Origin of the sequence: Mycoplasma sp. OR1901, from assembly GCF_013348745.1 — a bacterium.
Lineage (GTDB): Bacteria > Bacillota_I > Bacilli_A > Mycoplasmatales > Metamycoplasmataceae > Mycoplasmopsis.
Map to the genome: position 1 here is coordinate 796824 of NZ_CP054666.1, position 26893 is coordinate 823716.

Annotated in this window: 17 protein-coding genes, 1 pseudogene and 1 riboswitch; of the genes and pseudogenes, 2 read left to right on the forward strand and 16 right to left on the reverse strand. The window is 26.3% G+C overall.

Translation table 4 applies throughout. The features are described 5' to 3' along the window. Nucleotide 1: 1 nt before the first annotated feature. The 15 genes and pseudogenes from rplD to ffh form a co-directional block, all read right to left on the reverse strand. Nucleotides 2-811 carry a 50S ribosomal protein L4 gene (gene rplD / locus HTZ87_RS02815; RefSeq protein WP_174893043.1) on the reverse strand — a complete coding sequence of 270 codons (810 nt, stop codon included), beginning with the start codon at nucleotides 809-811 and terminating at the stop codon, nucleotides 2-4. A gap of 182 nt (nucleotides 812-993) precedes the next feature. After that, nucleotides 994-1617 (reverse strand): annotated as a pseudogene (rplC, locus tag HTZ87_RS02820) (50S ribosomal protein L3); the annotation flags it as partial. A gap of 22 nt (nucleotides 1618-1639) precedes the next feature. Continuing rightward, nucleotides 1640-1945, reverse strand: coding sequence for a 30S ribosomal protein S10 (rpsJ, locus tag HTZ87_RS02825; protein WP_174893045.1), 306 nt, complete (start codon nucleotides 1943-1945; stop codon nucleotides 1640-1642). 196 nt (nucleotides 1946-2141) lie between these two features. After that, on the reverse strand, nucleotides 2142-2483 hold the full coding sequence (locus HTZ87_RS02830; protein ID WP_174893046.1) for a co-chaperone YbbN: 342 nt from the start codon (nucleotides 2481-2483) through the stop codon (nucleotides 2142-2144). Between the two features lie 11 nt (nucleotides 2484-2494). Continuing rightward, entirely contained in the window at nucleotides 2495-3211 is a 717-nt protein-coding gene (locus tag HTZ87_RS02835; RefSeq protein ID WP_174893047.1) for a hypothetical protein, read from the reverse strand. 331 nt (nucleotides 3212-3542) lie between these two features. Next, nucleotides 3543-5201 carry a ribonuclease J gene (locus HTZ87_RS02840; protein ID WP_174893048.1) on the reverse strand — a complete coding sequence of 553 codons (1659 nt, stop codon included), beginning with the start codon at nucleotides 5199-5201 and terminating at the stop codon, nucleotides 3543-3545. A gap of 118 nt (nucleotides 5202-5319) precedes the next feature. Beyond that, entirely contained in the window at nucleotides 5320-5781 is a 462-nt protein-coding gene (locus tag HTZ87_RS02845; RefSeq protein WP_174893049.1) for a hypothetical protein, read from the reverse strand. 2 nt (nucleotides 5782-5783) lie between these two features. Then, nucleotides 5784-7610, reverse strand: coding sequence for an oligoendopeptidase F (pepF, locus tag HTZ87_RS02850; protein ID WP_174893050.1), 1827 nt, complete (start codon nucleotides 7608-7610; stop codon nucleotides 5784-5786). A gap of 39 nt (nucleotides 7611-7649) precedes the next feature. Next, nucleotides 7650-11033: a hypothetical protein gene (locus tag HTZ87_RS02855; protein WP_174893051.1), complete on the reverse strand. Its 3384-nt coding sequence runs from the start codon at nucleotides 11031-11033 to the stop codon at nucleotides 7650-7652. Between the two features lie 129 nt (nucleotides 11034-11162). Next, nucleotides 11163-13601, reverse strand: coding sequence for an ATP-binding cassette domain-containing protein (locus HTZ87_RS03555; RefSeq protein ID WP_174893052.1), 2439 nt, complete (start codon nucleotides 13599-13601; stop codon nucleotides 11163-11165). Next, nucleotides 13588-14643, reverse strand: coding sequence for an ABC transporter ATP-binding protein (locus HTZ87_RS02865; protein WP_174893053.1), 1056 nt, complete (start codon nucleotides 14641-14643; stop codon nucleotides 13588-13590). The genes HTZ87_RS03555 and HTZ87_RS02865 overlap by 14 nt, the downstream gene beginning before the upstream one ends. A 7-nt stretch (nucleotides 14644-14650) precedes the next feature. Further along, nucleotides 14651-15961 carry an ABC transporter permease gene (locus HTZ87_RS02870; protein ID WP_174893054.1) on the reverse strand — a complete coding sequence of 437 codons (1311 nt, stop codon included), beginning with the start codon at nucleotides 15959-15961 and terminating at the stop codon, nucleotides 14651-14653. Beyond that, nucleotides 15951-17117, reverse strand: coding sequence for an ABC transporter permease (locus HTZ87_RS02875; RefSeq protein ID WP_174893055.1), 1167 nt, complete (start codon nucleotides 17115-17117; stop codon nucleotides 15951-15953). Before HTZ87_RS02875 ends, HTZ87_RS02870 begins: the two co-directional genes overlap by 11 nt. Before the next feature lie 70 nt (nucleotides 17118-17187). Further along, complete coding sequence (locus tag HTZ87_RS02880; protein WP_174893056.1) at nucleotides 17188-19989, reverse strand: OppA family ABC transporter substrate-binding lipoprotein; 2802 nt, start codon at nucleotides 19987-19989, stop codon at nucleotides 17188-17190. A 105-nt stretch (nucleotides 19990-20094) separates the two neighbouring features. Beyond that, nucleotides 20095-20261: riboswitch (Lysine riboswitch) on the reverse strand. A 252-nt stretch (nucleotides 20262-20513) separates the two neighbouring features. Continuing rightward, a complete protein-coding gene (gene ffh, locus HTZ87_RS02885; protein ID WP_174893057.1) occupies nucleotides 20514-21866 on the reverse strand; it encodes a signal recognition particle protein in 1353 nt (450 codons plus the stop codon). A gap of 172 nt (nucleotides 21867-22038) precedes the next feature. Between ffh and HTZ87_RS02890 the strand changes: the two genes are divergently transcribed. Together HTZ87_RS02890 and HTZ87_RS02895 are read left to right on the forward strand one after the other, a co-directional pair. After that, complete coding sequence (locus HTZ87_RS02890; RefSeq protein WP_174893058.1) at nucleotides 22039-22965, forward strand: RluA family pseudouridine synthase; 927 nt, start codon at nucleotides 22039-22041, stop codon at nucleotides 22963-22965. Continuing rightward, nucleotides 22965-23831: a hypothetical protein gene (locus HTZ87_RS02895; RefSeq protein WP_174893059.1), complete on the forward strand. Its 867-nt coding sequence runs from the start codon at nucleotides 22965-22967 to the stop codon at nucleotides 23829-23831. The genes HTZ87_RS02890 and HTZ87_RS02895 overlap by 1 nt, the downstream gene beginning before the upstream one ends. A gap of 120 nt (nucleotides 23832-23951) precedes the next feature. Here the strand turns inward: HTZ87_RS02895 and HTZ87_RS02900 are convergent, their stop codons facing one another. After that, on the reverse strand, nucleotides 23952-26891 hold the full coding sequence (locus HTZ87_RS02900) for an AAA family ATPase (protein ID WP_174893060.1): 2940 nt from the start codon (nucleotides 26889-26891) through the stop codon (nucleotides 23952-23954). Between the last annotated feature and the right edge of the window lie 2 nt (nucleotides 26892-26893).

Below are 26893 nucleotides of genomic sequence, written 5' to 3' on the forward strand. Positions count from 1 at the left end.
ATTATTTAGCCTTTCTTTCTAAAAGCTCTAAGCTTTGTTTTGAAATGATCATTACATCAGCACCAACGATTTCTTCAACTGTTAGTGAGTTTGCTTTAGTTGTAGCAACGTTTGGTAAGTTTTTAGCTGATTTAAATACATTGTAATCTTCATTAACTACTAAAACGTGTTTTAAATCGTTTACATTAAGTTCAACTAATTTATTAACTAAGTCTTTAGTTTTGATTGAGTTTAATGTTAAGTCATCAACAATAACTGCATTATCTTGTGATAATAATGTTAATGCTGATACAAAAGCGTTGTATTTAACTTTTTTGTTAACTTTAAGTGAGTAATTTTTGTTTGATTGAGGCCCGAATGCTCTACCACCACCTACTCAGATAGGTGAACGCATAGAACTGTGACGTGCTCTACCTGTACCTTTTTGTCTTCATGGTTTTTTACCACTTCCACTAACTTCGGCACGGTTTTTAACTTGGTGTGTACCTTGTCTTCTTGAAGCTCTTTCTGATAATATTGTGTCAAAAATTGCTTGTTCATAAATTTTTTCGCTTTGGAATAATGCTTTAGGTAATTTAACTTCTGATTTTAAAACTTTTTTAACTACTTTTTTAGTAGTTGTAGTTGTTTTAACTTCTGTTTTTGTTCCTACTTGTTCTTTTTTAACTACTGGTTTTTTTGTAGTTGTTGTTGCTTTTTTAGCAACAGTTTTCTTAGCTGTTGTTGTTTTTGTTGTAGTTGCTTTTTTAGCAGCAGGTTTTTTAGTTGTAGTTGCTTTTTTTGCTGTAGTAGCTTTTTTTGTATCTGCCATAACTATTTATCCCCTTCTTGTGCTTCTTTAGCTTCTGCTTCTTCGATTAATGCTTTTAATTCTGATGAGTGCATTCCAACTGTAACTTCAATGTTGTGTTTTTTAGCTTGTTCAATTAATTCATTTAATAATTGTACTTCTTGAACATCAACAAGTTTAACACCTTCGTGTGCTGGAAGTCCTTTAACAGCTTCTTTAACTACTATGTATGATTTTTTAGGTCCAGGAATTGATCCTTTAACTAAAATAATGTTGTTTTCTAAATCAACTTTAACAACTTCTAGGTTTTGAACTGTAGTTTTTACATTACCTAAGTGTCCAGGCATTGTCATACCTTTGAAAACTCTGTTTCCGGCAATATCCCCAAGTGATCCTGTTTGTCTTACTGGTTGTGATCCACCACCACCACCGTGTGATTTAGGTCCAATGTGTTGGTTGTGTCTTTTAATTGTACCAGCGAATCCTTTACCTTTAGATGTACCTGTAACATCAACAAGTTCACCAGCTTTAAATATGTCAGCTTTAATTGTGTCTCCAAGTTCGAAACCTGACATTTCACGAACTTCTTTTACGAAGCGCTTAGGTGTTGTTTTAGCTTTAGCAAATTGACCTGAGTCTGGTTTGTTAACACGATTTGCTTTTTGTTCAAATACAGCAAGTTGTGTAGCAACGTAACCATTTTTGTCGTTTGTTAAAACTTTTGTAACAACATTTGGTTGTACTTCTATTACAGTAACAGGGATTCTTAAACCTGTTTCAGTGTAAATTTGAGTCATACCAACTTTACGTCCTAAGATTCCTTTCATTTTTTCTCCTTAAAAAATTTTTTTATTTTACTTTAACTTGAATTCCTACTCCAGCAGGTAATTCTAATCTGTTTAATTTGTCAGTAACTTCACTATTAGCGTTTTCAACAACAACTAATCTTTGATGAGTTCTACTTTCAAATTGTTCACGACTTGGTTTGTTAACGTGAACTGATCTTAAAATTGTGATTTCATCTCTTTTAGTTGGTAATGGAATTGGTCCACTAACTTTAGCTTTAAGTTCTTTTAATAATAAATAAACTTTTTTAGCTCCTTCATCAACTAATGTGTGATCAAACCCTTTAATTTTAATATTTAGTTTGCTCATGTTGTCTCCTTTTTGTTCTTTTGAACAATAACTCACTATAAAAACCTAGAAATACCTCAACAACTTTGTATTACTAGCAACCTTATAGATCAACGTTATAGTTGCTTTATAATTATATAATAAAAACCGAAAAATGGAAATCATTTTTTTCGGTTTTTAATTTTAACAACTGTTCTCGGTGTATCGCTATGTATTTTTATGCAATTCTTTTATCAATTCAGTCTTCTAAAACTTCTTCTGGAACGTATTCGAAACCTTTTTCAACTATTTCATCACCTTTTAATAATATAGTTGTAGGAACCTTTAGAACTCTTCATTTTGTATTTGGATCTCTGAAAAGTCTTGCTTCTTCGGCGTCAACATTGATAAATTCTACTTGTTCATTATTCTCGAATTTGTTGGCTACTTCATTAAAAACAGGTTTCATCATTTTACAATCTGTACATCATTCTGTTGTGAATGTTAAGAAAGTTAATTTATCTGAAGTTTTATTTTGAATAACTTCTTGCGCTTCTGCTCAATTTAATTTTTTAATCATTTTGCTCCTTTTTAATTGCTAAATTCATCATTTATGTCAAATTCATCTAATCAATCATTTTCTATATTTTGAACTTCTTTTTTGACAAATTTAATTGTTTTATCTTTTTCTTCAATATTATAATCAAATTCATCAGTTTTTGATTTTAAATCATTGTATCAAAAATAAAAATCATCTACAAGTTTTAAATCCGATCTTTTTAAAATAATTTTTTCAAGTTTTTTGAAACTTAAATTCCTGAAATCTAAAACAAAATGTCTAGATGCAAAGAAAATGAAGTCATAGTAATCTTTAACTTTTTTTGTATACACAAAATTTGTATTATGATCTTTTAATTCCTTAATTTTATCACTTAATGTAATTTTTGTCTTTTTATTTATTTTAAAATTAAATAAATGCTTAAAAATTAAAAATAAAATAAATACAAATAACATTATTGGTAAAATAGGCGAAATTAAAGGAATATAAAGAATATTAATAATGGTATCTAAAAATACACCAGTATTATTTCAAATAGAAATATCTAATATATTAATCGAATCTTTTTGATTTAAACCGAATTTTTTTCACCATCCTTCTGTAAATATAGTAGATAAATTTTGCGGGTTAAAACTAAAATTTTCAATTGTAACAAAATAAATAATTAAGTGGTCTAATAATGTTATTGCTAAGAAAAAATATATTATGGACTTATAAATTTTGTGTCTTAATTCCCCGATTCTAATCATCTGAGTTCTATCAAAATAAAAAAGTATTTTATTTTGATTAAAATTAAAATAAATTTCAAAGACAAAAAATATAGTTAATCCTGCTAGTAAAAAAATAATTGTGTTACCAAACAAGAGTCCAAAAGTATAAATATAAACTCAATTCAAAAATGTTGGTAAAACTCCCACACTGAATAAAACAAAGAAAATAAAAAGCAAAATAAATAATACTATAGATATAGTAAGTTTAATTTTGCTTATTTTTTTATAAAATACCTCTCTATTATTTTTATTATTTAATTCTTCTAAATAAGGCATTTTTAATAGATTAAGTAATTTAGATTTTAACATTTTAATTTACCTGTGTAAGTGTGAAAGCAACCATAGGGTCTTTATCTGTTAGTTTAAAAATTCTTTTTCTTATTGTTTTTCTTACTCTTTCATTTAGCTCGCGCATATTTGCATACTCTCTATTTGAGATTAAATCAATAATAACTTCTTTAATTAGATTATCAAATCTATCATATTCGTCACTATTGATGATTCCGACATAATTAATATGTAGTTTACCAACTATTTTTTTAGTTTTTGGAGAATATAATGAATTAATAATAATTACTCCATCACGACCTAATACTTCTCTTTCGGCTAATACTTCCGAAGAAATATCACCAACTCCAAAACCATCAATAATTGTGTCGCCAACCTCTTTAACTTTACCGTTATGCGAAATTAACTTACCATTTTCAAAGTGTGCTATCTTACCATTTAAAAGAACTATTGAATTAGTGTTTTTATTCTCTAATTGTAAATAATCACAAACATCAATTAAATATCTATATAAACCTTGAGCAGGTATAAAATAGTTTGGTTTTAGATTTTTAACTAAACTAAAAATATCTTCTCTTGAAGGTCTACAATAGAAATATTCATTATCAGGAACATCAATTAAATTCGAAGTAACTTTTGCTATCTCATCTAAAGTTTGAGCTGCTTCAGACTCTAAACCATTTACCGGAGGAGCCATCATTATTACAGTATCATTCTTATTAATTCTCATATAAACATCATCGTTTGAAACTATTCTCACAAAACGTGAATATAGTCTCTCAATTGAACCTGTAACTAATACTACAGCATTATCTGTTTTGTTGATTAATTTATAGTCTAAAATTTCTGGGAATTGATAATCCGGATAACCTTTTTCTAAAAATTGTTTAGTTAAAAATAGTATATCAGCATAATTTTTCCCATAAGGAATAATTGGTCTATTGTACTTTTTAGCAAGTTCGATTATTTGTTGTAAAGTAACAACATCTTCTGAATATGCACCAATAACAATTTTATTTTTTGAGTTTGATTTTTTAAATGCGTCTTCAATATAACTTGGCAACTTAAGTTTATCAATTGCTTTACCATTTGTTTTAGATCTACCTGCATCACTAACAATTGCATTTAATTTACGCTTACCGAAAAGTTTTGATAAGTGGTAGAATCATGTTTTACCAAAAATTCCTAAATCACCTTCGACATAGTTGAACATGAATAAGTAATCACCACTCTTGGTAATAAAATCAAAACCAAGATTACCTGGAGTTGATCCCGGAAGAGAAATAGGTTGAACAATAATAGATCCTATTTTTGTTCTTTCGGTAATTGTTTTTATTTGGAATTTATCCAATTTTATATTGTATTTTTGAAGTCTTTCTTGTATGAAGTGTTTGTTTAAAAAAGAAGTATAAATTCTAATATTTGGCACTTTCATTAGCAATCAAGGCAACGCGGAAAAACTTTCATTTCTAATATCTGTAATGAAAATTCCCTTAATTTTATCTTTATTTTTTTCTAAAAAAGTAAAGTCTGGTATTAATGTATCAACACCATTTTTTGAATTAATAGGAATTTTTACACCTGAATTAATTATGTATAAATCATCATTATAACTAAAAACGTAACTGTTTTTTCCGTTCTCGTCTTGACCACCTAATGCAAAAATTTTAACATTTTCCATTTTTGTCATCTCCTTGTTTTTAATAACGGAATATATTTCTTAATTATAACAAACTATTAGCTATTTTTTTATATAAAAAACACAAAACAATTATTTTTTAACTATTTTGTGTTTTTTTCTATACGACAGCAATTAAAATTAGACTTAAACTGTAAATTATCAAGTTAAAATAAAATGGATAATTTGATTTTGTTGGTTTATTTTCTTTTTCAATTTCTTTTTTCTTATTATTTTCTAGGAATATTCTTCTTTCTGTTTCGTTCATTTTTTTAGCTCTGTATTCAATCCTACTTTTATTACTTGAGTTAATACCTGATTTCATTTTTTCAATAGTTCTTTCTAAGAAACCTCATTTGAAAAGAAGGATAAATAAAACCAAAGCAAATGTAACTATTCCCGAAGCTGTTACGGCATTATTTCATTTTGTTATATCATCTTTTCCAGTAACAACGGAGTAAGTAAAAATTGAAAAATACATAACTAAATAAACTGAGCTTATTACGTAAAAACGTATAGAAGTAAAATTTAATAAACTTTGTTCTTTAAAATGTGTTCATAAAATATTTAATTTATTTCTCATAATTATTTGATTTTAAATATCTTTTTACCTAATTTGACTCATTCTACAATTATTTCGTCAATAAAATCAAATCCTTCTTTGTAGAAATTATTATCATTCAAATTAACTCCAACAGATTTTAAAATGTTAATAGGATAATCTCTACCACCAGCACTTAAGAAATTATCAATGTAATTATTAAGTGCTTTTTCGCCGTTTTGTTTATATTGTTTAAAGAAATAAAGTGCAACTAATTGTCCTATAGCATACTTGTATACATAAAATCCATAGTAATAATGTGGAACATAAATTGATTGGATTGTGTTTGATGTCGAATATTTTAATTTATTAGCATTATATTTTTTAGCATTTTCAAAGTAAATTTTACTAATTGAGTCATAACTTCCTGAAATTGTTCCATCTCAAATACCTTTATACAAGTCATATTCGTAATTTGCTCATAAAACTTGTTTGTGAACTGTACCAATAAAATTATCAATTAACGCACCTAAAACTTGGAATTTAAGTTTATCATTATTTGAATTTTTTAATAAGTGATCTGTTAACATTAATTCATTATAAATTGAGGCAATTTCAGCTAAGAAAATAGGGTATTGTGAATTAACCAAACTATTTCTTGTGTCTGAAAAATATGAGTGCATTGAGTGTCCTAATTCATGAACTAATGTTTCAACACTACGTAATGATCCTTCAAAGTTCATTGAAATATATTTTTTATCAATTCCGTAAGTACCACCAATACTGTAAGCTCCGCCACGTTTGGTGTCTGTAGGCATATAATCAACTCAATTTTCAGTTAACGCTTTATTAATTTGTTCGTTGTATTCATCTCCAAATGGCATAAGTGCTTCTTTTGCTAATTCAACCATTTCATCAACAGTATATTCAGTTTTAACATTAACTAAATCACGCATAGAATCTCATTTTTGCATTTTTGAATTAAATTTTGCTTGGTAAAATCTTTTATGTCAGTTACGATATTTTTGCACCATATCTTTACTTTGTGAGACTTGTTCGAATAATTTATTTAATAATTCATCTGTCATCTTGTCATCTTTTGTTAACATATCTGTGGCAGACTTGAATTTTCTAATTTTAGCTTCTGTAACAATTTCTTTAAAGTGTTGAAATAAAACTTCAGCAAGCGAATCTTTGTGATTTTCATACGCTTTTCAAAAGTTTTTGTATGATTCCTTTCTAACATTTTCATCTTTATTTTTACCAAATTGACGATAGTTAGTTGGGTTTAACTTAACTTTCTTTTTACCTAAATTAACATAACCATAATCTAATTCACTATTTGTAAGAATACTAAATACTTTATGGGGATCAGGTTGGCCATATGCTGATTCAATTAAGTACTCTTCAACTTTATCGTCTAATTTATGGTTGTATTCTTCAATTTGATCTTCTAAATGACGTTTGTAGTCTGCTAATCTTGGATCATTTTTTCATTCTTTAATTTTTTCAATATTTTTATAAAAACGGTTTGTCTCAGATCCAAATTCAATGTTTAATTTGTTAAAACGAACTTTTAATTCTGATTCTAATTTTAAAATTTCTGGATTAACTAAATCTTCGTTTAATTTATTTGAAACATAGTTTTCTACTTTAAATTCCAATAATGTTTGTTCTTCTGATTTTTTAACATCTTGTATGTAAGATTCTAAGTTATCATATTTAGAATCTTTATTTTTAATTCTTTCACGATATACTGTTTCATACTCATTAATTAATTCTTCGATTTTTCGACCTTTAAGTAAGTCTTCTAAATCTCATGTATATTTTTTAGGTATATCAGTGTGTTTTTTAAACTGTTTTGCTTTCATTTTGTCTCCTTATTAATAAATATTATTTTTATTTAATTATTATTCTTTTTTAAATATCAATTTATTGTACGCTTCGCTAATTTTATAATCTAAATTTTTCATTTCAAATAATGGTTTTGTGCTTTCATTCACGTTGTATCATGCCTCACAATAATCTTGTATTTCTTTTATATATTGGTCCATCTTATTAAATTCAAAATTAACTTCATCAAAAATATCATAAATATCAGTTAATTCTATATTAAAGCATTTCTTTGTTTCTCTAAGTAAAAACGATTGATTAATTTTACGTTTAAATAAATGGTCAATTACAAAACAAGTATCACTACTATTATCTAATGAATAATCAATTTTAGATGGAATAATATATGAATCAGGATTAGTCATTGTATAACCATCGTATATTAATTGGATTAAAAGTTCATTTGTCTTACTATTACTAATAATATTTTGAAATTCTGATTGTAATTCATCATTTATTTGTTTCTTTATCGATTTATCTTCCTTTGTTGTTGATAAATGTTCATCTAAGAATTTTAAGGAATGATTCTTAATAAATGATTTAATTGCAAGATCGATTTTTTCTTCTATTAAATTTTTAAAAATTTTATTTATTTTATCATTTTCAAATTCACCAAAGACAAAATAAAGTATAAATTTAAACTTATTATTTTTATTATTAGAAGTAAAAATATTAATTATCTCTTTTTTTGTTCATTTTTCTTCTAAAAATAGTAAATCCTTAATTATTAACCTAGCAAAAATATCTTTTTTATTTGAATTTAAGATAGAGTAATAACCGTTTTGAGTCTTTATTGTTTCATCAATTGTGCGAAGTTTTATAATATTTTCATTACTTAGTAAAAAATTACTATTTTTATCATTTTCTAAATATTTATTAGAAATTAAAAATACCAAATAAAATTTAAAAAACGTAAATCTAATTAAAGATTTTTTAACTAATTTGTCTATTATATAAAATGAAAAATGTTTAGAAAAACCAAGAATTAAATCGTCCGATAATTCATCAGCTATTTTGCCTGAACTATATTTTTTATTAATATTCTTCGGTATATAAAATGTTTTATTAACAAATTCTTGCAAAGTTTCATATAATTCTTTTTTAGTTGGATTAAAAATAATTAACTTTTGTATTTCTTTTCATGTGACTGCAAATTTTTTTAAGTAATCATCGTCTAATTCAGTATCTTTGTCATGTATAAAATTATTTAATTTTTCAATGTTATTTTTAAGCAACGAATTATCTTCTAATATTTCTTTTATAAATAAATTTTTTGTTATTATTTCAAAATTACTTATCTCATTCAAAATAACATTTATTTCTTTTCAATTTAAGAAATAATTAATGTAAGAATCTACAATTTTTGTAATTTCATCTCTTTTAATTTTTTGAAAAAGAGGATAGTCTGTTTTTATAATTTTTTTTCTTTTTGAAAATGTTATTTTATTGATAATTTTTTTAGATATTATATCTTTATCGATGTCTTTAAAATTATTTTTTACATCAATAATGGTATCGAAAAATCTTGTTTTAAACTCTTCGTTCAATACAGATGAATCAACAACATAAATAAATGTAATTTTTTTCTCGTCTTCTCTTAAATTTAGAAGACTATTCATTTCAAATAATTTTTGAAACACACTTTCTAATTTTTGTTTGTTTATATCTTCAAATATTATTATTTTTTTATTAGATTTTGCTATTACATCAACAATATCGTCAACATTAGCATCTAAAAAAGTAGTTTTAGTTTCTAGATTAAGTTCACTACCTTTAAATTTAATAGATTTAAATCTTCATAAATTATTATTTATAAGGTAAAAAGTTATAAACGTTATAATTCATACTAAACCAAAAGTTATTAAAACTATAAAATCAAAATGACTTTTACTAATTATTTCGCTAATAAATGTATTTATATTTCAATCAAACTTATAAAATGTTTTTAGAGATAAAGGAGTAAGAAAAATAGCTGTAATGAAAGATAACAAAATTATAAAAACAATTCTTTTTGGAGTTTTATTTTTCTTTACTAATGTATTACCAACAAAACGATTATTATCTAATTGATACATTATTTGTCTAACTAAACTTTTTTCAATTAAATTTTCACTATATTTTTCTTCGTTTGATTCAATTTTATTTATGTCACTAAAACTAATTTTAATAAAATCTTTTTCTTTTACATTTTTTAAAAACAATTTTAATATACTACTTTTTCCAGATAAAGCTTCCCCTGATACTAAAATATTTTTAACCTCATTTTTTTCAATTTCTTTATATATTTTTTTAGAATAATACTTAATTTCTTCATCATTGATTGTGTCTATATTAGAATTAGCTTCAATAAAATTAAGTTTTGAATTTATTTTATTATTTAAAAAAATATCATCTTTATACATAAATTCTTTCAATTCACTAAAAGATCATTGTAAATCTTCTAAATCAATTGATTCAAAAGGTAAAATAAAAGACTTTATATCTAGACTTTCGTTAGTGTCCAGTATTAAATTAGGATTTATATATTTAAATTTACTAAATGTATTATTTTTTTCATCCGTGTAGTCATTGAATTTATTATCTTTTAAAAAATGTGTGTAATTTTCCTTGTAAATATTATTATTTATTGTTTGTTTAAAATCAACAACTAAATTAGTTCAAGGTGTGTTTAACATCAATTCTAAATTGATCAATAATTTATTCAAAACATAAAATAAAAATACATCTTTATATCCACTATTATTTTTAAAAACGAAATGGTTTAATTTTCTTTTATATTCATTATTTTCATTAATAGGTTCTAAAAAGGAGTATAAATTAGCATAATAATCTTTATTTTTTAAAATTTCATATTTATCATTCTTAATTATTAACTTTTTGCCAATTTGTCTTTCTATAAATGTAATAAAAATTTTTGTAACATCATTATTGAAATGTTTTTTTTCATCATAAACAACATATTTCTTAACTAAATCTATCGCAAAAATAATTATTTCACCAACATCTAAATCATTTGGCAGTTTTGAAAAAATATCAGTAAGATCTATTTTACTTAAGGCATATTCATATAAATCAGGATTTTTTTTACTTATTTTATTATCTTTATACCATGAGTATCACTTACTATAATTTTCTCATTTTTTACCATAAAATTCTAGTTCTTTTTTAGATGTTTGTTGCTCTGTATTATGAGATTCTAGTTTATCTTTTATTTCAGTTCTAGCAATTATTAATTTTGTAAACAATTTTTTTAATGAATACTCTAAAACATTTTCTTCTATTACTACATTATTGTTTGTAAAAATTTTTAGTAAATATGATCAATTTAACCATAAATCACCGATTAAAACTTTAATTTTAGTTTTCTCAGCTCTAGTCATGTTGTCATTTTTTTTATCCATAAAATAATTATACTATATTAAAAGTTATAAGAGAATTAAGAGAATTTTAAATTATTTTAATGATTTATAAGTTTAAAAAATAATAAAAATCAACACCTTTCGATGTTAATTTTTTTATAATATTGATTATTATTTTGTTCACTCTTTTACTTGTTCTTCAGTTCCTAAAACATAGTGGTTTTTATCTTTGATTTGGTGAACAAATGGAATGTTTGGGAATATTTGGTCTTTCATATATGACAGTTCAAATTTAACTCCTTTGAATTTTTCGTTTGCATTCGAAATTTTCGGAATTGCTTTAAATAAATTAATTGTATATGGATGTATTGGTTTTTTGTAAATCTCTTCTGTTTTACCTGATTCAACTATTTTACCTAAGTGCATAATTTGAACTCTATCAGCAATATATTCAATCATAGATAAATCATGAGCTATAAAGATCATACCGATGTTTTTCTCTCTACATAAGTCTTTTAGTAAGTTAACAACCTGTGCTTGAATCGAGATATCTAATGATGCTATCGGTTCATCAGCAACAATAACTTTAGGTTCGGTGATTAAGGCACGAGCAATAACAATTCTTTGTCTTTGACCACCACTAAACTCGTGTGGATAACGGTATGCAAATTGTTTTAATAACCCAACATCTTCTAAACTTTTATAAATAGCAACTCTTGTTAGTAATTTATTAAGTTTAAATAATCTATAGAATAATGATATTTTTTCAAAAACAAATGAATATGCCTTATTTTTAAGTAATAATTCCAATTTAGAAATACCCATTAATATATAAATATTATTTAAATCTTTATTTAGATATTTTGATTCAATGTAGAATGAATTATTACTATTTTCTTTAGTGTTTACATTTGTTTGGTATACCTTCAATTGAACTTGATTTTGTTTGATTTTATCTTTAATTTTATCAATTTGAGATTTATTTTTTCTATCAACTTTACTTAACTTAGTTTTCAACTTAGTTATCATATTTGCTTGATAAAACTTAATAAATTGTTTATGAATTTGCTTGAATTTATTATCATAAACTTTTTCTTGTTCTTTTACTTCTTTAAGAATTGCTTCTTGTTCTTGGATTTCTTCATTTATTTTAAGAATTCTATTTTTATATTCAATAATATATTTTGCTAATTCTTCGTCAGCAACTTTCTTAGCTTCTAAATATTCTTTTTTAGACTCTTCAAGTTCGTTAAGTCTTGCTTGATAATTTTCTTCTTTTTTAGGTGAAACAAAGAAATGTTTAGTAGTATTTTTAACACTTACTCATAGCTCTTTAAATGAATTTTTAATAGCAGTTAATGTTTCTTTTTTTATTTTAGTCGAAGTCTCTAAATACTTATTAATATCGAGTGTAAATGATTTATCAATCATACTACGTATTTTCTTTTTATATTCAGATAATGATCCAAAATCATACGGTTCAATATTTAAATTATTTACAAAAAAGTCTCTTGAATCATCTTCAATTTGATAAATTAATTGTTGAAGATCTTCGTAGTTTAAAAATGCTAATTTTCTTCTATTTTTCTTGAATAACTTGTAAACGTTTCTATTTAATTCATATAATTTAATTTTATAAGCAAAAATATCTATATAAGGGCTTGAATAAGCTTCATTAAACAATAATCTTGCTTCATTTTTTAACTCACTAACTAGATTTTTTGTTGAGTTGTTTGAATCAACATACGCTTCTCTTCCGTTTGCGAAAATTTCTTTAAATTTTGTTCAATTTTCTTTAGCTAAATTCTTATATTCATAGTACGATTCAGTTTTTTTAGTCAATTGTTTTGCTAAAACATATCTATCTGTAGCTTTTTTAAGATTTTCTTCATCAAAATCAATTTCTTCATTTCTGAAGTTTTGTTGTTTATCTTTATAGAAATTCAATAATTTTTCTGTGTTTGTATATAAACTGTTAATAATTTTAGAATTGATTTTATTTTTTTCGTCTAAATATGAAAAATATGAATTGTATAAATCATCATAACTTTCTGAAGTTTGTTCGTTGAATTCTATTTTATCAAGCCTTTTAGATCATTTTTTCATAAAAGGATTTGATAAATTAGTATTTATTTTTAAGTTTTCTAACTTCAATTTAAGAGAGTATTCTAAAAATGTATAGTGGAAGTTGTTTTTGATTTTATCTCAATCTACTCTTATATCTTTAATTTTATTTTTAATAATACCGTTAACCACAAGTGGCTCTTTTAATATAGAAAATATAGTATTTTGACCATTTAATGAAGCCATTGGATCTTGGAATATCATTTGTATATTTTTATGTAAAAACTTATTTGTTTTACGTGTAATTTTTTTACCAGAGATTAATTTTCCATCTAAACGTACAAAACCATTAAAGTCATCATATAGACGTAATAATGAACGACCAATAGTTGTTTTACCTGAACCTGATTCACCGATTAAACCAACAATTTCACCTTCTTTAAGATCGAAAGAAACATCGTCAACAGCTTTATTAACAATATTTTTATTTTTGAAAAACTTTTTTAAGTTATAAATTTCTAAAATAGATTTATTATTTTGTTCCATCTGAAAATACCTTTCTAAAGTGGTTTAAACGTGTTTCTAATTCTTCACTTAATTTAACTTTTGGTGCATCCGGGTGTAATAATCAAGTTGCAGCTCAATGACCTTCACTAACTTCGAATAATGGAGGTTCTTTAATGAAATCTAATTCAATTGCATAATCATTTCTAGGTGCAAAAGAATCTCCTAATGGTAAGTTATTCATGTCTGGAGGTGTACCTTTAATAGAGTACAATCTATCATCTTTATTTTCTGGAATAGCAGAAATTAAAGCTCATGTATATGGGTGTCTTGGATCTGTAAAAATATCTTTTTTACTTCCTCTTTCGACAATTTTACCTGCGTACATTACATAAATGTAATCACAGAATTTAGCAACAACAGAAATGTTGTGGCTAATAAGTATTATTGAAATATCCATTGTACTACGTATATCTTCAAATAAGGCTAAAACAGAAGCTTGAACAGTTGGATCAAGTGCTGTTGTAGGTTCATCGGCAATAATCAAACTAGGTTTAAGAGCAACAACCATTGTAATAACAACACGTTGTTTCATACCACCACTTAATGTGTGTGGGTACATATCAAAAACTTGTTCAGCTCCATTAATACCGAATTTGACTAATAAGTCAACTAGATATTTTCTTTTTTCAGAATATGGTTTATTTTTTCAATCTTCATTTTTATTTAAAGCATCAATTAATTGTTTTCCTATTTTACGAGTAGGGTTTAATGATGTAAGTGGATCTTGTGGTATATAACCAATTTTGTGCCCACGAATTGTTTGTCAGAATTTTTCTTTTTTGCTTTGTGTAAGATCAATTCCTTCGATTTCCATTTTTTCACTTGAAACAACTGCGTTTTCATTTATATTTAAAAACGATTTCGAAGTAACTGTTTTACCTGAACCTGATTCACCAACAATTCCAATTATTTCACCTTTGTTTAGCTCAATATCAACACCACGAACTATTGTAATAAATTTATTTCTTTTTAATTTGAAACTTACTCTCAAATCTTTTATGTCTAATAATTTTTCTTTCATAATGTTCCTATTTTGCTCTAATAACTTTTGGATCAAGAGCGTCGTGCACTCCTAATGCTATAAAGTGTAATGATACTGAGATTGATAATAAAATTAATGATGGTAATAATAATACTCAAATGTTAACACCTGATTCTGATGGTGCTTGTGAAATAATTTGACCTAAGTTGATATCTGATTCCGCTTTAAAGAATCCTAAGAATGCTAATGAAGATATTGATAGAATGATTGATGGTATAGATTCAACAAATCCTGTTGCAATTTTACCAATAATTGTTGGTAAAGCATGTCTATAAATCAATCTTGCTTTTGATGCCCCAACAGATTTTGAAGCTTTAATAAATTCTGAATCTTTAACTGTGATAATAAATAATCTTGTTCTTCCTACTGAACCAACTCATCCAACAAAAATAAGTGCAAACCCTAATGTTAAATCTGTTGTTCCGAATAAAGAAACAAATAACAGTAATCAAATAAGTGTTGGAGGCGCTGAAAAGATATCAATTATACGCATTATAATTGTGTCAATTTGACTACCAACATGGAAACCTAAATATGAACCAATTGCAACACCTATAATTGTTTGAATTGTAGCTACAATAATAGCTAACCTAACTGCTTTTCAAGTACCAACTCATGATTGAGTTCAAATATCAACACCACTTGTTTTTGTACCTAAAATTGTGTTTAAAAATATTTGTGGGTTAGCTTGTAAAGCTTGGTTATATAATTCTTGATATTGAGCATTAGTTAAATTACTTGGAACGCCTGAGTAATTGAACACAATGAAAACACTATCAAGTTCAAATAATTTATATACATCAATGTATGTATCGTCTTTAATTGTTTTACTAATATTTTTATTTAAGAATTGCTCACCAAAGAAACCATTGAAGTTTGTAGCTTTAGCATATGCATTAGTTGTACTTTTAAATACGTCATCACTAATTGTATCACCTAACTTAACATAGTGATCGGCATATAAAGGTGGTAAGGAACTATCAAATGATGAACCTGAATTTGTTGTTTGTCCAATTTTATCACCAATTAAATTTAGTTGTATTTTTGAAACGCTTTCAGTAGCACTATATTGTGAATTTACTGTAACTATAATAGAAATTAAAAACACAACTAAGAAAACTATTAAGAATAAAACTGAAGGTCAACTCATAAAAAATCTTTTTAAAATCTCAATTAAGATTTTTTTAGGTTTTCCAGCAACGTTAGTGAATACATTTGTATTTTGTGAAAATTCAAATGGATTTTCAATACCATTTAAAGAAACTTTATATTTTGATTCAAATTCTTTAGCTGTCATTTCTAACTCCTTTCATATCTAATAAATTCTTTTTAAATTCTTTATTTCTAAGATAAGTTCTTTTTAGTAGAACTAATCTACTTTGGTTAGAACCAGAATTATATTTAATTCTAGGATCTAAAAGTGTATATGAAACATCAACTAATATTGATGTAAATATACCTAACGAAGTGAAGAATAAAGTATTAAACATAATAATATTAATTTCACCTGTTGGGAATGCTTGAGCAAGAACTTGAGAAGTTCCTGGAACTGATCAATATAGCTCAATAACAATTCCACCACTAAGTAGTCCAATATATGATGGAATTAATAATGCTGCAAGCGGTATTGAAATATTTCTTAAAACGTGTTTAAAGAATATTTCTGCTTTGCTTAAACCTTTAGATTTAGCAATTAATACATGATTAGAAGTTAAAACAGTAATAATTTGATTTCTTGTATAAGTTATATAAACTGATAATGAACCTAATGTAATTATTGCCATTGGTGGTAATCATGATAAAAATATTTGGGTATTTGTATGTTCTGTGTCTGTTGGTAATAAGAATTTTGGTGTAACACCAAATTTAAGAAGAATACTAATTAAAATTGGCGCAATAATGAATGATGGTAATGCTATAAATAAAAGTGAAAATGCATTAATAGCAGTATCAAACATTGTTCCACGTTTGTATCCTGAGATAATTCCAAGTGTTATACCAATAAGAGCACTAACAATAAATGCAGGAACTGTAATAATTACAGAATACCTTAAATATTTGAAGAATATTTGAGGTATTGAATTAGCAGAAAATCTTGTAAAGATTGTTTCTTCAAAAGGTAATCCAAATGGATGTTTTGAATTTGTAAATAAATCATTTATTCAGTAACCAAAACGAGTTACAGGGTTTAATTTATATGTAATTCATTCATTTGAGTGTAAATCATATTTACCACTTCAATCACTTGGTAAGAAATGATATTTAACCGACTGCTCATATAATTGTTTTAGTTTTTCCACGTTTCCACTTGAACCAGTTCCGTCAGCCTGTCCAATTGCCTTTTGAGCAAATGGATTTTCACTAAACTGAGCAACAAGTAGGAATACTACTACTAAAATAATCAGCAGGGTTAATATAGCAAATCCAATACGTTTTAATATATAATTTGTCATTTTTTCCTTTGCTTTATTTTAAAATACAAACAATTAACCTATCTTGTGGTTAATTGTTTTTTAGTTTTAATTATTTATTTTTTACTATTCTTAATTTTGTTAAATCAACGTAGTTTAATTGATCAACTGGTGAGACATAGTTTGTGTTTAAAATTGTTGTAACAAATGAATTTTTAGTTACTTTTGTAGATAATTTAACAATTGTACCTTGTTGGTTAGTAAATTCTCTTGCTAATTCTAATAATTCTTTCTTTGTAAATTTAGTTGCTGAAGAATCACCGTTATTTAATCATGAGAAGAATTGAGCTGAAATTGTGTAACCATCTTTAAATTTACCTGTAGCTACTTCTTCAGTTGTTAAGTCAACTAATTGACCTTGGTCATTGAATTTTTGTGAACCTAATAATTCAGATAAGTCATCTATTTCTGAGTTAGTTAATAAGTTTACTTTAGATGGTTCAACTGAAAGTACTATAGTTTCTTTGTTATGTTCTAAGAATTCACCTAATTTTGTTGCAGCTTTAACAATTGTTGGATATGAACTTAATAATTTTTGTTTGTATGTTTCACTACCTAAAACATTCATTAAGATTGGGAAAGCTTTACCCATTCCTCATGATAATCCATCAAGACCTGAACCGATTGATTTATAGTCATAACCTCAACCCGCTGTATGAACTGGTGAAGATGATTTTAATCAGTATGCGTAGAATTGAGCATCTTGTAATTCTTCAACATATGTAGGCGCTAATCTTTCATCTAAAGCTTTAATTGTTTCGATTTGACCTTTAACTATTTCAATGTAAGTTTGAGGGTAGTTTTTATATCTTTTTAGTAATTTAAATTCAATTTTTTGTCCATTTAATTCAGGGTGAGCGGCATAGAATTTATCAAGTAATGCTTTCATTCTTTTTTGTAATTCAACAAATGCTCCTGATTTATATTTATCATTATCTGTTGAACCTGCTGTTTCTGATTCTGTTGGGTCTAATTCAGTACCGATTGTTCCACCTAAATCAACTTTTTGATTTGTTTCATTATCAACAACGAAAAGTGTTGATAATAATTTTCAGTTATCTCTTGGACTGTTTGTTTCAACTGTTGTATCGTTTACATCACTATTAATTGATGAATCAGGTGCTAATGTAGATAATCATGTAACTGATTCTTCAGTTGGTGACATAACTGTTGTAATGTGTGATCAATTAACTGCGGCTGTTAAAATATTTCTAAATTCCCCTGCGATACCTGTTGTTGTGTATTCTAAAACATTTTTAGCTGTACCAGCTTCAATTTCAGATAAAGGTTTACCTCAAACAAGTTGTGAATACGCTTCGTTAACATAAGTTTCACCACCTTGTGCTTCTTTAGCACGTGGTACTAATGTTGAGAATATATTCCCTATACTGTGATCTGTATTTAATGATTGTTGTTTTGAAACACCGAATAATTTAGGGTTAGCATTAACTTCTTTTTTGTTTGACTCTGGTAAGTTAGAGTATGAAATTGTAGAAACTAAACCTGATTTATAGTTGTTAAATTGGTCTATTTCAAATTGTTTACCTTCTTTAGTTTGTTGAACGTAAACACTTCTAAATTCTTTAATTGTTGTTGGATCATTGTAATATGACTCTAAAGCATAATGGTTATTAATTTTATATGTTGCAGTAAATGTATTACCATTATATCCTTCGTAGTAGTATTTTCCTGAGAATAACGAAGATTTTTCATTAAATCCGTATCAGTAAACACCAGCTTTTTTAGCTAAATCACTAGCATTTTTAACTAAGTTTGTTTTTTCTGTTTTTACTTCTGTAGTTAATGTTGAATCAGTAGCGAAATCAGGAAGATTACCACTTTCGTTTAATTCATTAATGTAAGCACTTGGAGCAGGTGCGTATTCGTATGAACCGATGAAATTATTTGTAAATCATTCGTAAACTAACGCATCATCTCCACTTGTTGAAACGTTAAAGTAACTTCTTCCATCTTTGTTAGTAACTGTTTCTGTTTCGTTTAGAAGTTTTTTCATATCGATTTTATATAAATCAAATAAATAAGAGTTTGAGTAAGCATCTTTTTCTTCGAATAATTTAGCTCCATTTTTTGTGTATAAAGCTTTTGATGCAGCATCTAACTCAGATGAACCACCGTGACTACGTCTAAAAGAAGTATCGTTTGATAAGTAAGTTCTTAAAAACCCTACATAATAGTCATTTGCACTCATTTTGTAAGTAGTTTTTTCACCTTTGTTATTTACTCAGTAAACATTATCTCTAACTCTTGTCGAAACTTTAGTAGCTTTTTTAAGTTTGTCAAAGAAGTTTTGTGAGTTAATTGAACGTTCATTTGCACTTGTTTTTTGTACTCACATTGATGAATACAACCCATCTTTTCCAGGATTTGGCATAATTTCAGCATCATCGTTATCAAATGTATATTCCTGGTTATCAACTGTTAAAACAACAGCATCAGCAACATTTAATTCATAATGTCATGTTGAAGGTTTTGTAATTTTTGTAATTGTTTCTGTAACAGCACCGAATGAGTTTCTTTTATTTTCTTCTGTGTATTCTGCTTTACCTTCACTTTTTACTTCAACTAATTTACCAAATGTTGTATCTTCGTTTGTTAAAGTGAAACCACCATATGAACTACTCATATCAAAACGGTTCCTGCTATATGAAAATGGTGAATTATAATTTGAAGAATAAATACCATTTTTTGATAAAACATCAAAATTACCTAAAGTTGATGATGATGTATTGCTTCCACCATTGTTATTTTGTGATTCAGTCGTACCACATGCGACTGCAAGTCCTAAGCTAGATAAACTAGCTAATGAACCTAATAATAAATATTTTCTTTTCATTTTATTTCCTTTTATTTTACTTTTATCTGAATATGAAAAAAGCTTTGTATAGGCTATATAACCATACAAAACTTTTTTATTATTTTTCAATAATTTAAAGAAGTGTAAGTCTATAGCACCAATGGATTAACCAAAGAGTAGAAATCTTTTATGCTTTTCTACCAACTGACTTAACTGCCGTTAACTCAGTTTCGGCCACTATATCCTTTCATCAATATCAACGCTTGCCAGCTCAATTGATTACTAATACTAGTAGCTCCTCTATAGACATAACAGATTTCAATTTATACATTAAAATCTGTTATGCATACGTAATTAGTACAACAAAATTTTAATGATAAAACTAACGAATGTGAATAATAATATTGTTATTCATAATTTCGTTAATAATAATCATAAAGTCTCATTGTAACGCTTTTTTCATACCAATATTATACACATAAAAAAAATTTAAAAAAGTTTTTTGCAGTTTTATGATTTTTAAAAGTTTAAATTAATAAAATAAAAAGGGCAAAATACCCTTTTTAAAATCCAAAACCACTTCCAAATCCACCGAAACCACCGGATTTTTTGAAACTTTTAGCCATTTCGCTCATTTGTTTTACCATAGCATCAAAATCACTTAATAATTTATTAAATTCTTGTGGAGTTCTTCCTGAACCTTTTAAAATCCTTTCTTTTCTTGAAGCTTGTCTAAGTAATTTAGGATTATTTCTTTCTTTTTTAGTCATAGAAGAAATTAAAATTTGAAATACTTTCATTTTTTCTTCCGCTTTTTCAACTTGATCTTCATTTACTTTTGAAGATAAGTTACCAGGAAGCATTTTAAGTATTTTTGAAAACTTACCTAAGTTTTTAACTTGTTTAATTTGTTCCATTAAATCATCTAAAGTAAAGCTACCAGATAAAATCTTTTTAACCATATTGGTCATTTTATCTTGATCTAGATTATCTTGAGCATGTTCAATTAATGACATAACATCACCCATACCTAAAATTCTATCAGCCATACGTTCTGGGTAAAATAAATCTAAATTACCAATTTTTTCACCTGTACCTGTAAAACGAATTGGTAAATTAAGTATGTATCTTAATGAAAACGCAGCTCCACCCCTTGCATCTGAATCAAGTTTTGTAATTATCGAACCTGTTAATTTTAATTTTTCATTAAAGGTTTTTGCAACATTTATTATATCTTGACCACTCAATGAATCGGCTACAAAGAAAATTTCATCAGGATGAGCGATTTTCTTAACTTCAAGCAATTCATTCATTAATGGTTCATCAATAGATAAACGACCAGCAGTATCTAAAATAATTAAGTCATTATCATTATCTTTTGCATATTGTAAAGCGTTCGAAACAATTTTAGAAACAGGATTATTAACACCTTGCTCGTAGTAATCTGCTTGAATACTTTTAGCAAGAGTAACCAATTGTTCAACAGCAGCCGGTCTATAAATGTCAGCTGCAACCACAAGTGGTTTTTGAACGTGTTTTTTCTTTCTGAAATAATAAGCTAATTTTGCAGTTGCTGTAGTTTTACCAGAACCTTGTAAACCACACATCATAATTATGTAAGGTTTCTTTTCTATTTTAAATTCTTTTACTTTGTCACCTAAAATAGAAACTAATTCTTCATGTAATATTTTGATAAATTGTTGTGATGGATTTAATTTACCAATTAATTCTTGATCTAAAACTTTTTGTTTTACATTCTTAATGAATTCTTTCACAACTTGTAAATTAACATCGGCTTCTAATAAAGCCATTTTTATTTCTCTAGTAACTGCTACTAAATCTGCTTCTTCTAATTTTATTTTTTTAGACACTTTTTCAAGTGCTTTTTGCATTCTTTTTTCTAAAAATCCTACCATGTTTAAATTATACCATTTAGTAGTTAAATTAACTATTATTAAATAAAGTTAGTTATTTTCATAGTAATTACAAATTTAGGATAGTAAATATAATTTAAAATACATTATTTTGCAATTATCTAGGTAAGATATTAAACTTAAAAATATGTCTTTTTAATGTATAATTTAATATATGATTGAATTAAAAGTAGAATACAAAGAAAGAATAGATAAATATATCTCAAACAATACAAATATTTCACGTAATGATATAAAAATTTTAATTGAAGAACATGCAATTTTAGTTGATGATACACCTGTTAACAAACCTAAATTTGCCGTTAGAGAAGGTCAAATAATTAAAATAATGAAAGTTATCGATAAAGAAATTAATATCGAACCAGAAGAGATGGAACTTGATATAGTTTATGATGATGAATATATTTCTGTTATAGATAAACCAAGTGGTTTAGTGGTACACCCTTCACCCGGACACCCAAATGGTACTTTAGTAAACGGTTTACTTTACCATTTTAAAAATAACCTTTCTAATGAAAGCGGAATTTTAAGACCTGGTATTGTTCATAGAATTGATAAGGACACAAGTGGTTTATTAGTAATTGCAAAAAATAACCAAGTGCATCAATTACTTGCTGAAAAATTTGCAAATCACGAAATAAATAGAAAATATATTGCAATTTGTGATGGTATTATAGAAAATAAAAAATTAAAATTAGATCTTCCAATTGGTAGAAGTAGTGCTGATAGACAAAAAATGGCCATTACAAATACAAATTCAAAACACGCAATCACTTGAGTTGAAAAATTATCAACATTCTATATTGATAAATTACCAAAAACATTAGTTAAATGTGAATTAGAAACAGGTAGAACACACCAAATTAGAGTTCACTTAAAATACATTGGAAATCCAATTTATGGTGATCCTGTTTATGGTAAAAAAGTAGATGATTTTGGTCAAAGACTTCATGCTTATAAACTTGAATTTATACATCCAATTACTCAAAAGAAAATTGAATTATTTTCTAAAACACCTACAGAGTTTGCAGTTTCAGGATTTGATTTTGATGAATTCCTAAAAAATGAAAGGACACAATAATGTTTAACCAAAATTGAAACGAAAAATATAAAAATATAAAAACCACAGAAGAATTATGAAAACACGAAAAAAAGGACTTTAGAATTTACTTTATTTTATATGCAGTAGCTATTACCCTTTTAAGTTTAATTTGATTCACATGATTTATAATAATCTTAGCCGCTAAGGATCAATATTTATCTTTAGTAGCAGAGACTACAAAAGACATGAAGCAACCAGGGAACCCGATAGATTATTATAAAGCAGAATTGATCCAACAAACATTCTATGCAATTTCTCTTATTGCAATGAATGTGTCATATATAATGTCAATTTTTAAAAGTTATAAAAACAAAAACTTTAAATACATTAGTTCATGAGTTCAATTAATTTATTACGCTTTAGCTATTTGAAAAGTAATAGGATTTATCGTTTCGATAACTCAAAATTCTTTTGTCGGAATGGGAAATAATTATTTATCAATAATATCATTAGTATTTAATATATTATCTTTACTTATTTTTATGGTAATTATTTTCTTCTTACATGGAAAATTAAATAAAATTCAAAGAGCATTCAAATATATTGAATACGTTAAAACTATGGAAGAATATCAAAAAGCTTTCATGGAAAATATAAGAAGTAATAACCCATTTGGTCCTTCAACATTTAACGCTGACCCTGCATCAAATGAAGAAAAAAATAAAGAAAGTAAAACACAAAGTACAAAAACAGACGATTATTTAAATTCAGAAAACTATAAAAAAATTATCGAATTACCAAGAGAACAATTAAATGATATCGCTAAAAAACTAAATGTCTTCGGTTATGAAGAAATGGAAAAAGAAGAATTAGCAAAATTAATTTATAACATTACTAAAAAATAAAAAATATTTATAACATTGCAAAAATAAACTGCAATGTTATTTTTTTAGAATTTTTCTTAATGACTATTTAAAAGTTAAAAAAATGAAATTACATTTTATTTTGTAATTTCATTTTAATTATTATTGTTGTTCACTTTCGGTTAATTTTTTAGCTTCTTCTAATTTAACACTGAAGAAACTTGTAACACCTCTTTTTTGCATTGTAGCACCGAATAGACTATCAACTCTAGCCATTGTTCCTGTTCTATGTGTTACAACTAAGAATTGTGTTTGTTCTTTTAATTTTTGTAAGTATTCTGCATATCTAACAACATTAGATTCATCTAAAGCAGCTTCAACCTCATCTAAGATACAAAGTGGAAGTGGTCTTGCTTTAAGAATTGCGAATAATAATGAAATTGCAATTAAGGCTTTTTCACCACCAGAGAATAGTTTTAAGTTCTTAACTGTTTTACCTGGAGGTTGAGCAAAAATACTAATTCCACTTTCTAAAATGTTTTTAGGATCAATAAATTCAACGTAAGCTTTACCACCACCTAACATTGAACGGAATACAATATCCATTTCAACGTTAACATCATCAACGATTTTTGTTAAACGATTAATAATGTTGTTATCAAGATCTTTTATAGCTTCGATAAGAATATCTTTAGCTTCTTTAACTTCGTTATAGTTGCTTGTGTATTCTTCAAATCTTTTTTCAAGTTCTTCTAATTCAACGATTGAATTTAAATTAACATTTCCGATTTCTTCAATTTCGTGTCTTAAGTCAAATACTAATTCTTTAGCGGCATCAACTGACATTGTTAATGGGAAGTTATTTTTAGCGTTTTCTAATGTAATAGAGTAGAATGAACCCAATCTATCTTTATGTATGTTAAATAAGTTTTCCGCTTTATTTTTGGCTTTTTCTTTTTCTAAGAATGAATTTAATAAAGTATTTAACATTTTTTGTGTTCTTTTTCTAACTTCTTCAATAGAAACTATATCAGCATTAATTTTATTTCTAATTTTTGATTTAGTTTCTAAATCAAAATTAGTAATTTTAAGTTCGTTTTCAAGTTCGATAATTTTTGTTTCAGCTGAAACATTACCTTCAACAACTTTTTGTGTTTTATTTAAATCTGAAAAAGCAATTGTTGATTTATATTTTTTCAATTTCTCAACTTCTTTTTGAATTTCAGTTCTCATTAATGATTCACGTGTATCAAGTGAATTGTGTTTTGTTTGTTCATTTTCAATTAATTGAAGTAAGTTGTCTTTTTCTTTTCTTAAGTTTTCAACAACTTGTTTGTGCCCAGGAATAATTTCTTTCAATTGATTAATTTGTCCATCTAGACCAATTAAATCACTCGCAACATCCTTAGTTCCACCATGCATAACACCACCAACTCTGATGATGTCACCATCTTTGGTTACAACCATATATTTTTTCTCAACTAAGTTTGAAATTTGAGTAGCAACTTTAATGTCTGAAACTACGATAATATTACCTAATAAGAATTCATTTAAAACTCTATACTTATCATCAATTGAAACTAAATCTTTAGCTATACCAATGAAACCAGGGTTATTACGTAAAACTAGTTGGTAGTCATCTCTAACTGTTTTACCTTTAATAGATGCTAACGGAATAAATGTAGCTCTACCACCATTATTTGCTTTAAGGTAATTAATTGCTTTAACAGCAACATCTGAGTTTTCAACAACAATATTTTGTGCCGCTGCTTTTAAAATAACATCAATAGCTGGAACGAATTCCTGTTCAACACTAAATAATTCACTTACAAGTCCTACATATCCTCTAAAAACATGTTTGTTTTGAACAATATTTTTAGTACCTTGATGTAAGTTTGTTTGTTTATTTTTCTTTTCAATAAGGAGTTTTAATCTTGTATCTATAGAAATAATTTGATTTGTAGTATTGTTAATTTTACGTTCATAATCATTAAATTGTCTACGATATTCATCGATAAGTTTTGCTGCTTTTTCTCTATCAGCAACAACATCATTGTAGCTTTTTTCTAGGTATTTAATTTTATTTTCAGCAATTGTCGCTTCTTCGATAACAGCTTGAATTCTTTCTTCTTCGTTGAAGTTACCTTGTCCTTTAACTTTCATTTCTCTAAGAAGGTTATTTTCTGTTATTGTTTTATCAACAATTTGAATCTCTGTTGTTAAAGCTTCTTTTTTACTTGTTAAATCATTTATCTCTGCTTCAAGTTCGACGATTTCTTCTCTTTTGTTAGCAATCTTTTCTTCTGAATCTTGGATCTCTTTATTGTAAGATATTTTAGTCTCTTCAACACCAACTAATTCTTCAGATAAATCATTAAATATTTTTTCGTTACGTTCGATTTCGTGAGCTAAATAACCGATTTCAACAGTACGTAATTCATTTACTTTTTCTTTATATTTTTTAGCTTTTTCAGCTGCTTCTCTTAAAGGTTTTAATTGTCTATCCATCTCTTTAATTTTAGCTTCTAAAATATCTAATGAACGCTCTGAACTATCTAATTTAAGTGTAGCTTCGTGTTTACGTAATTTATATTTAGAAACACCGGCAGCTTCTTCAAAAATTCTTCTTCTATCTTCTTCTGATGAGTTAGCAATATCAGAAACAGTACCTTGCGAAATAATGGCAAGAGAACTTTTACCAATACCTGTTTCCATAGCTAAAGCTTTTATTTCTTTGTGTAAGGCTTTTTGATCATTAATAAAATACTCATTAATACCTTTACCACGCTCTAATGAACGTGTAATTTTAACATAATCACTTTGGATTGAACTTTCACCTTTTCTATTATCGAATGTAAGTGATACAGTCGCTCTTTGCATAGGCTGAACTGTTTTAGAACCAGCAAAGATAACATCTTGCATAGAATCACCACGTAATTCTTTAGAACTTTGTTCCCCTAAAACTCAACGTATAGCATCGTTAATGTTACTTTTACCTGAACCGTTAGGACCAACAATTCCAGCAACTCCACCATCAAAACGCAATACAATTGGATCAGCAAATGATTTAAACCCATGTGCTTCAAACTTAATTAATTTCATTT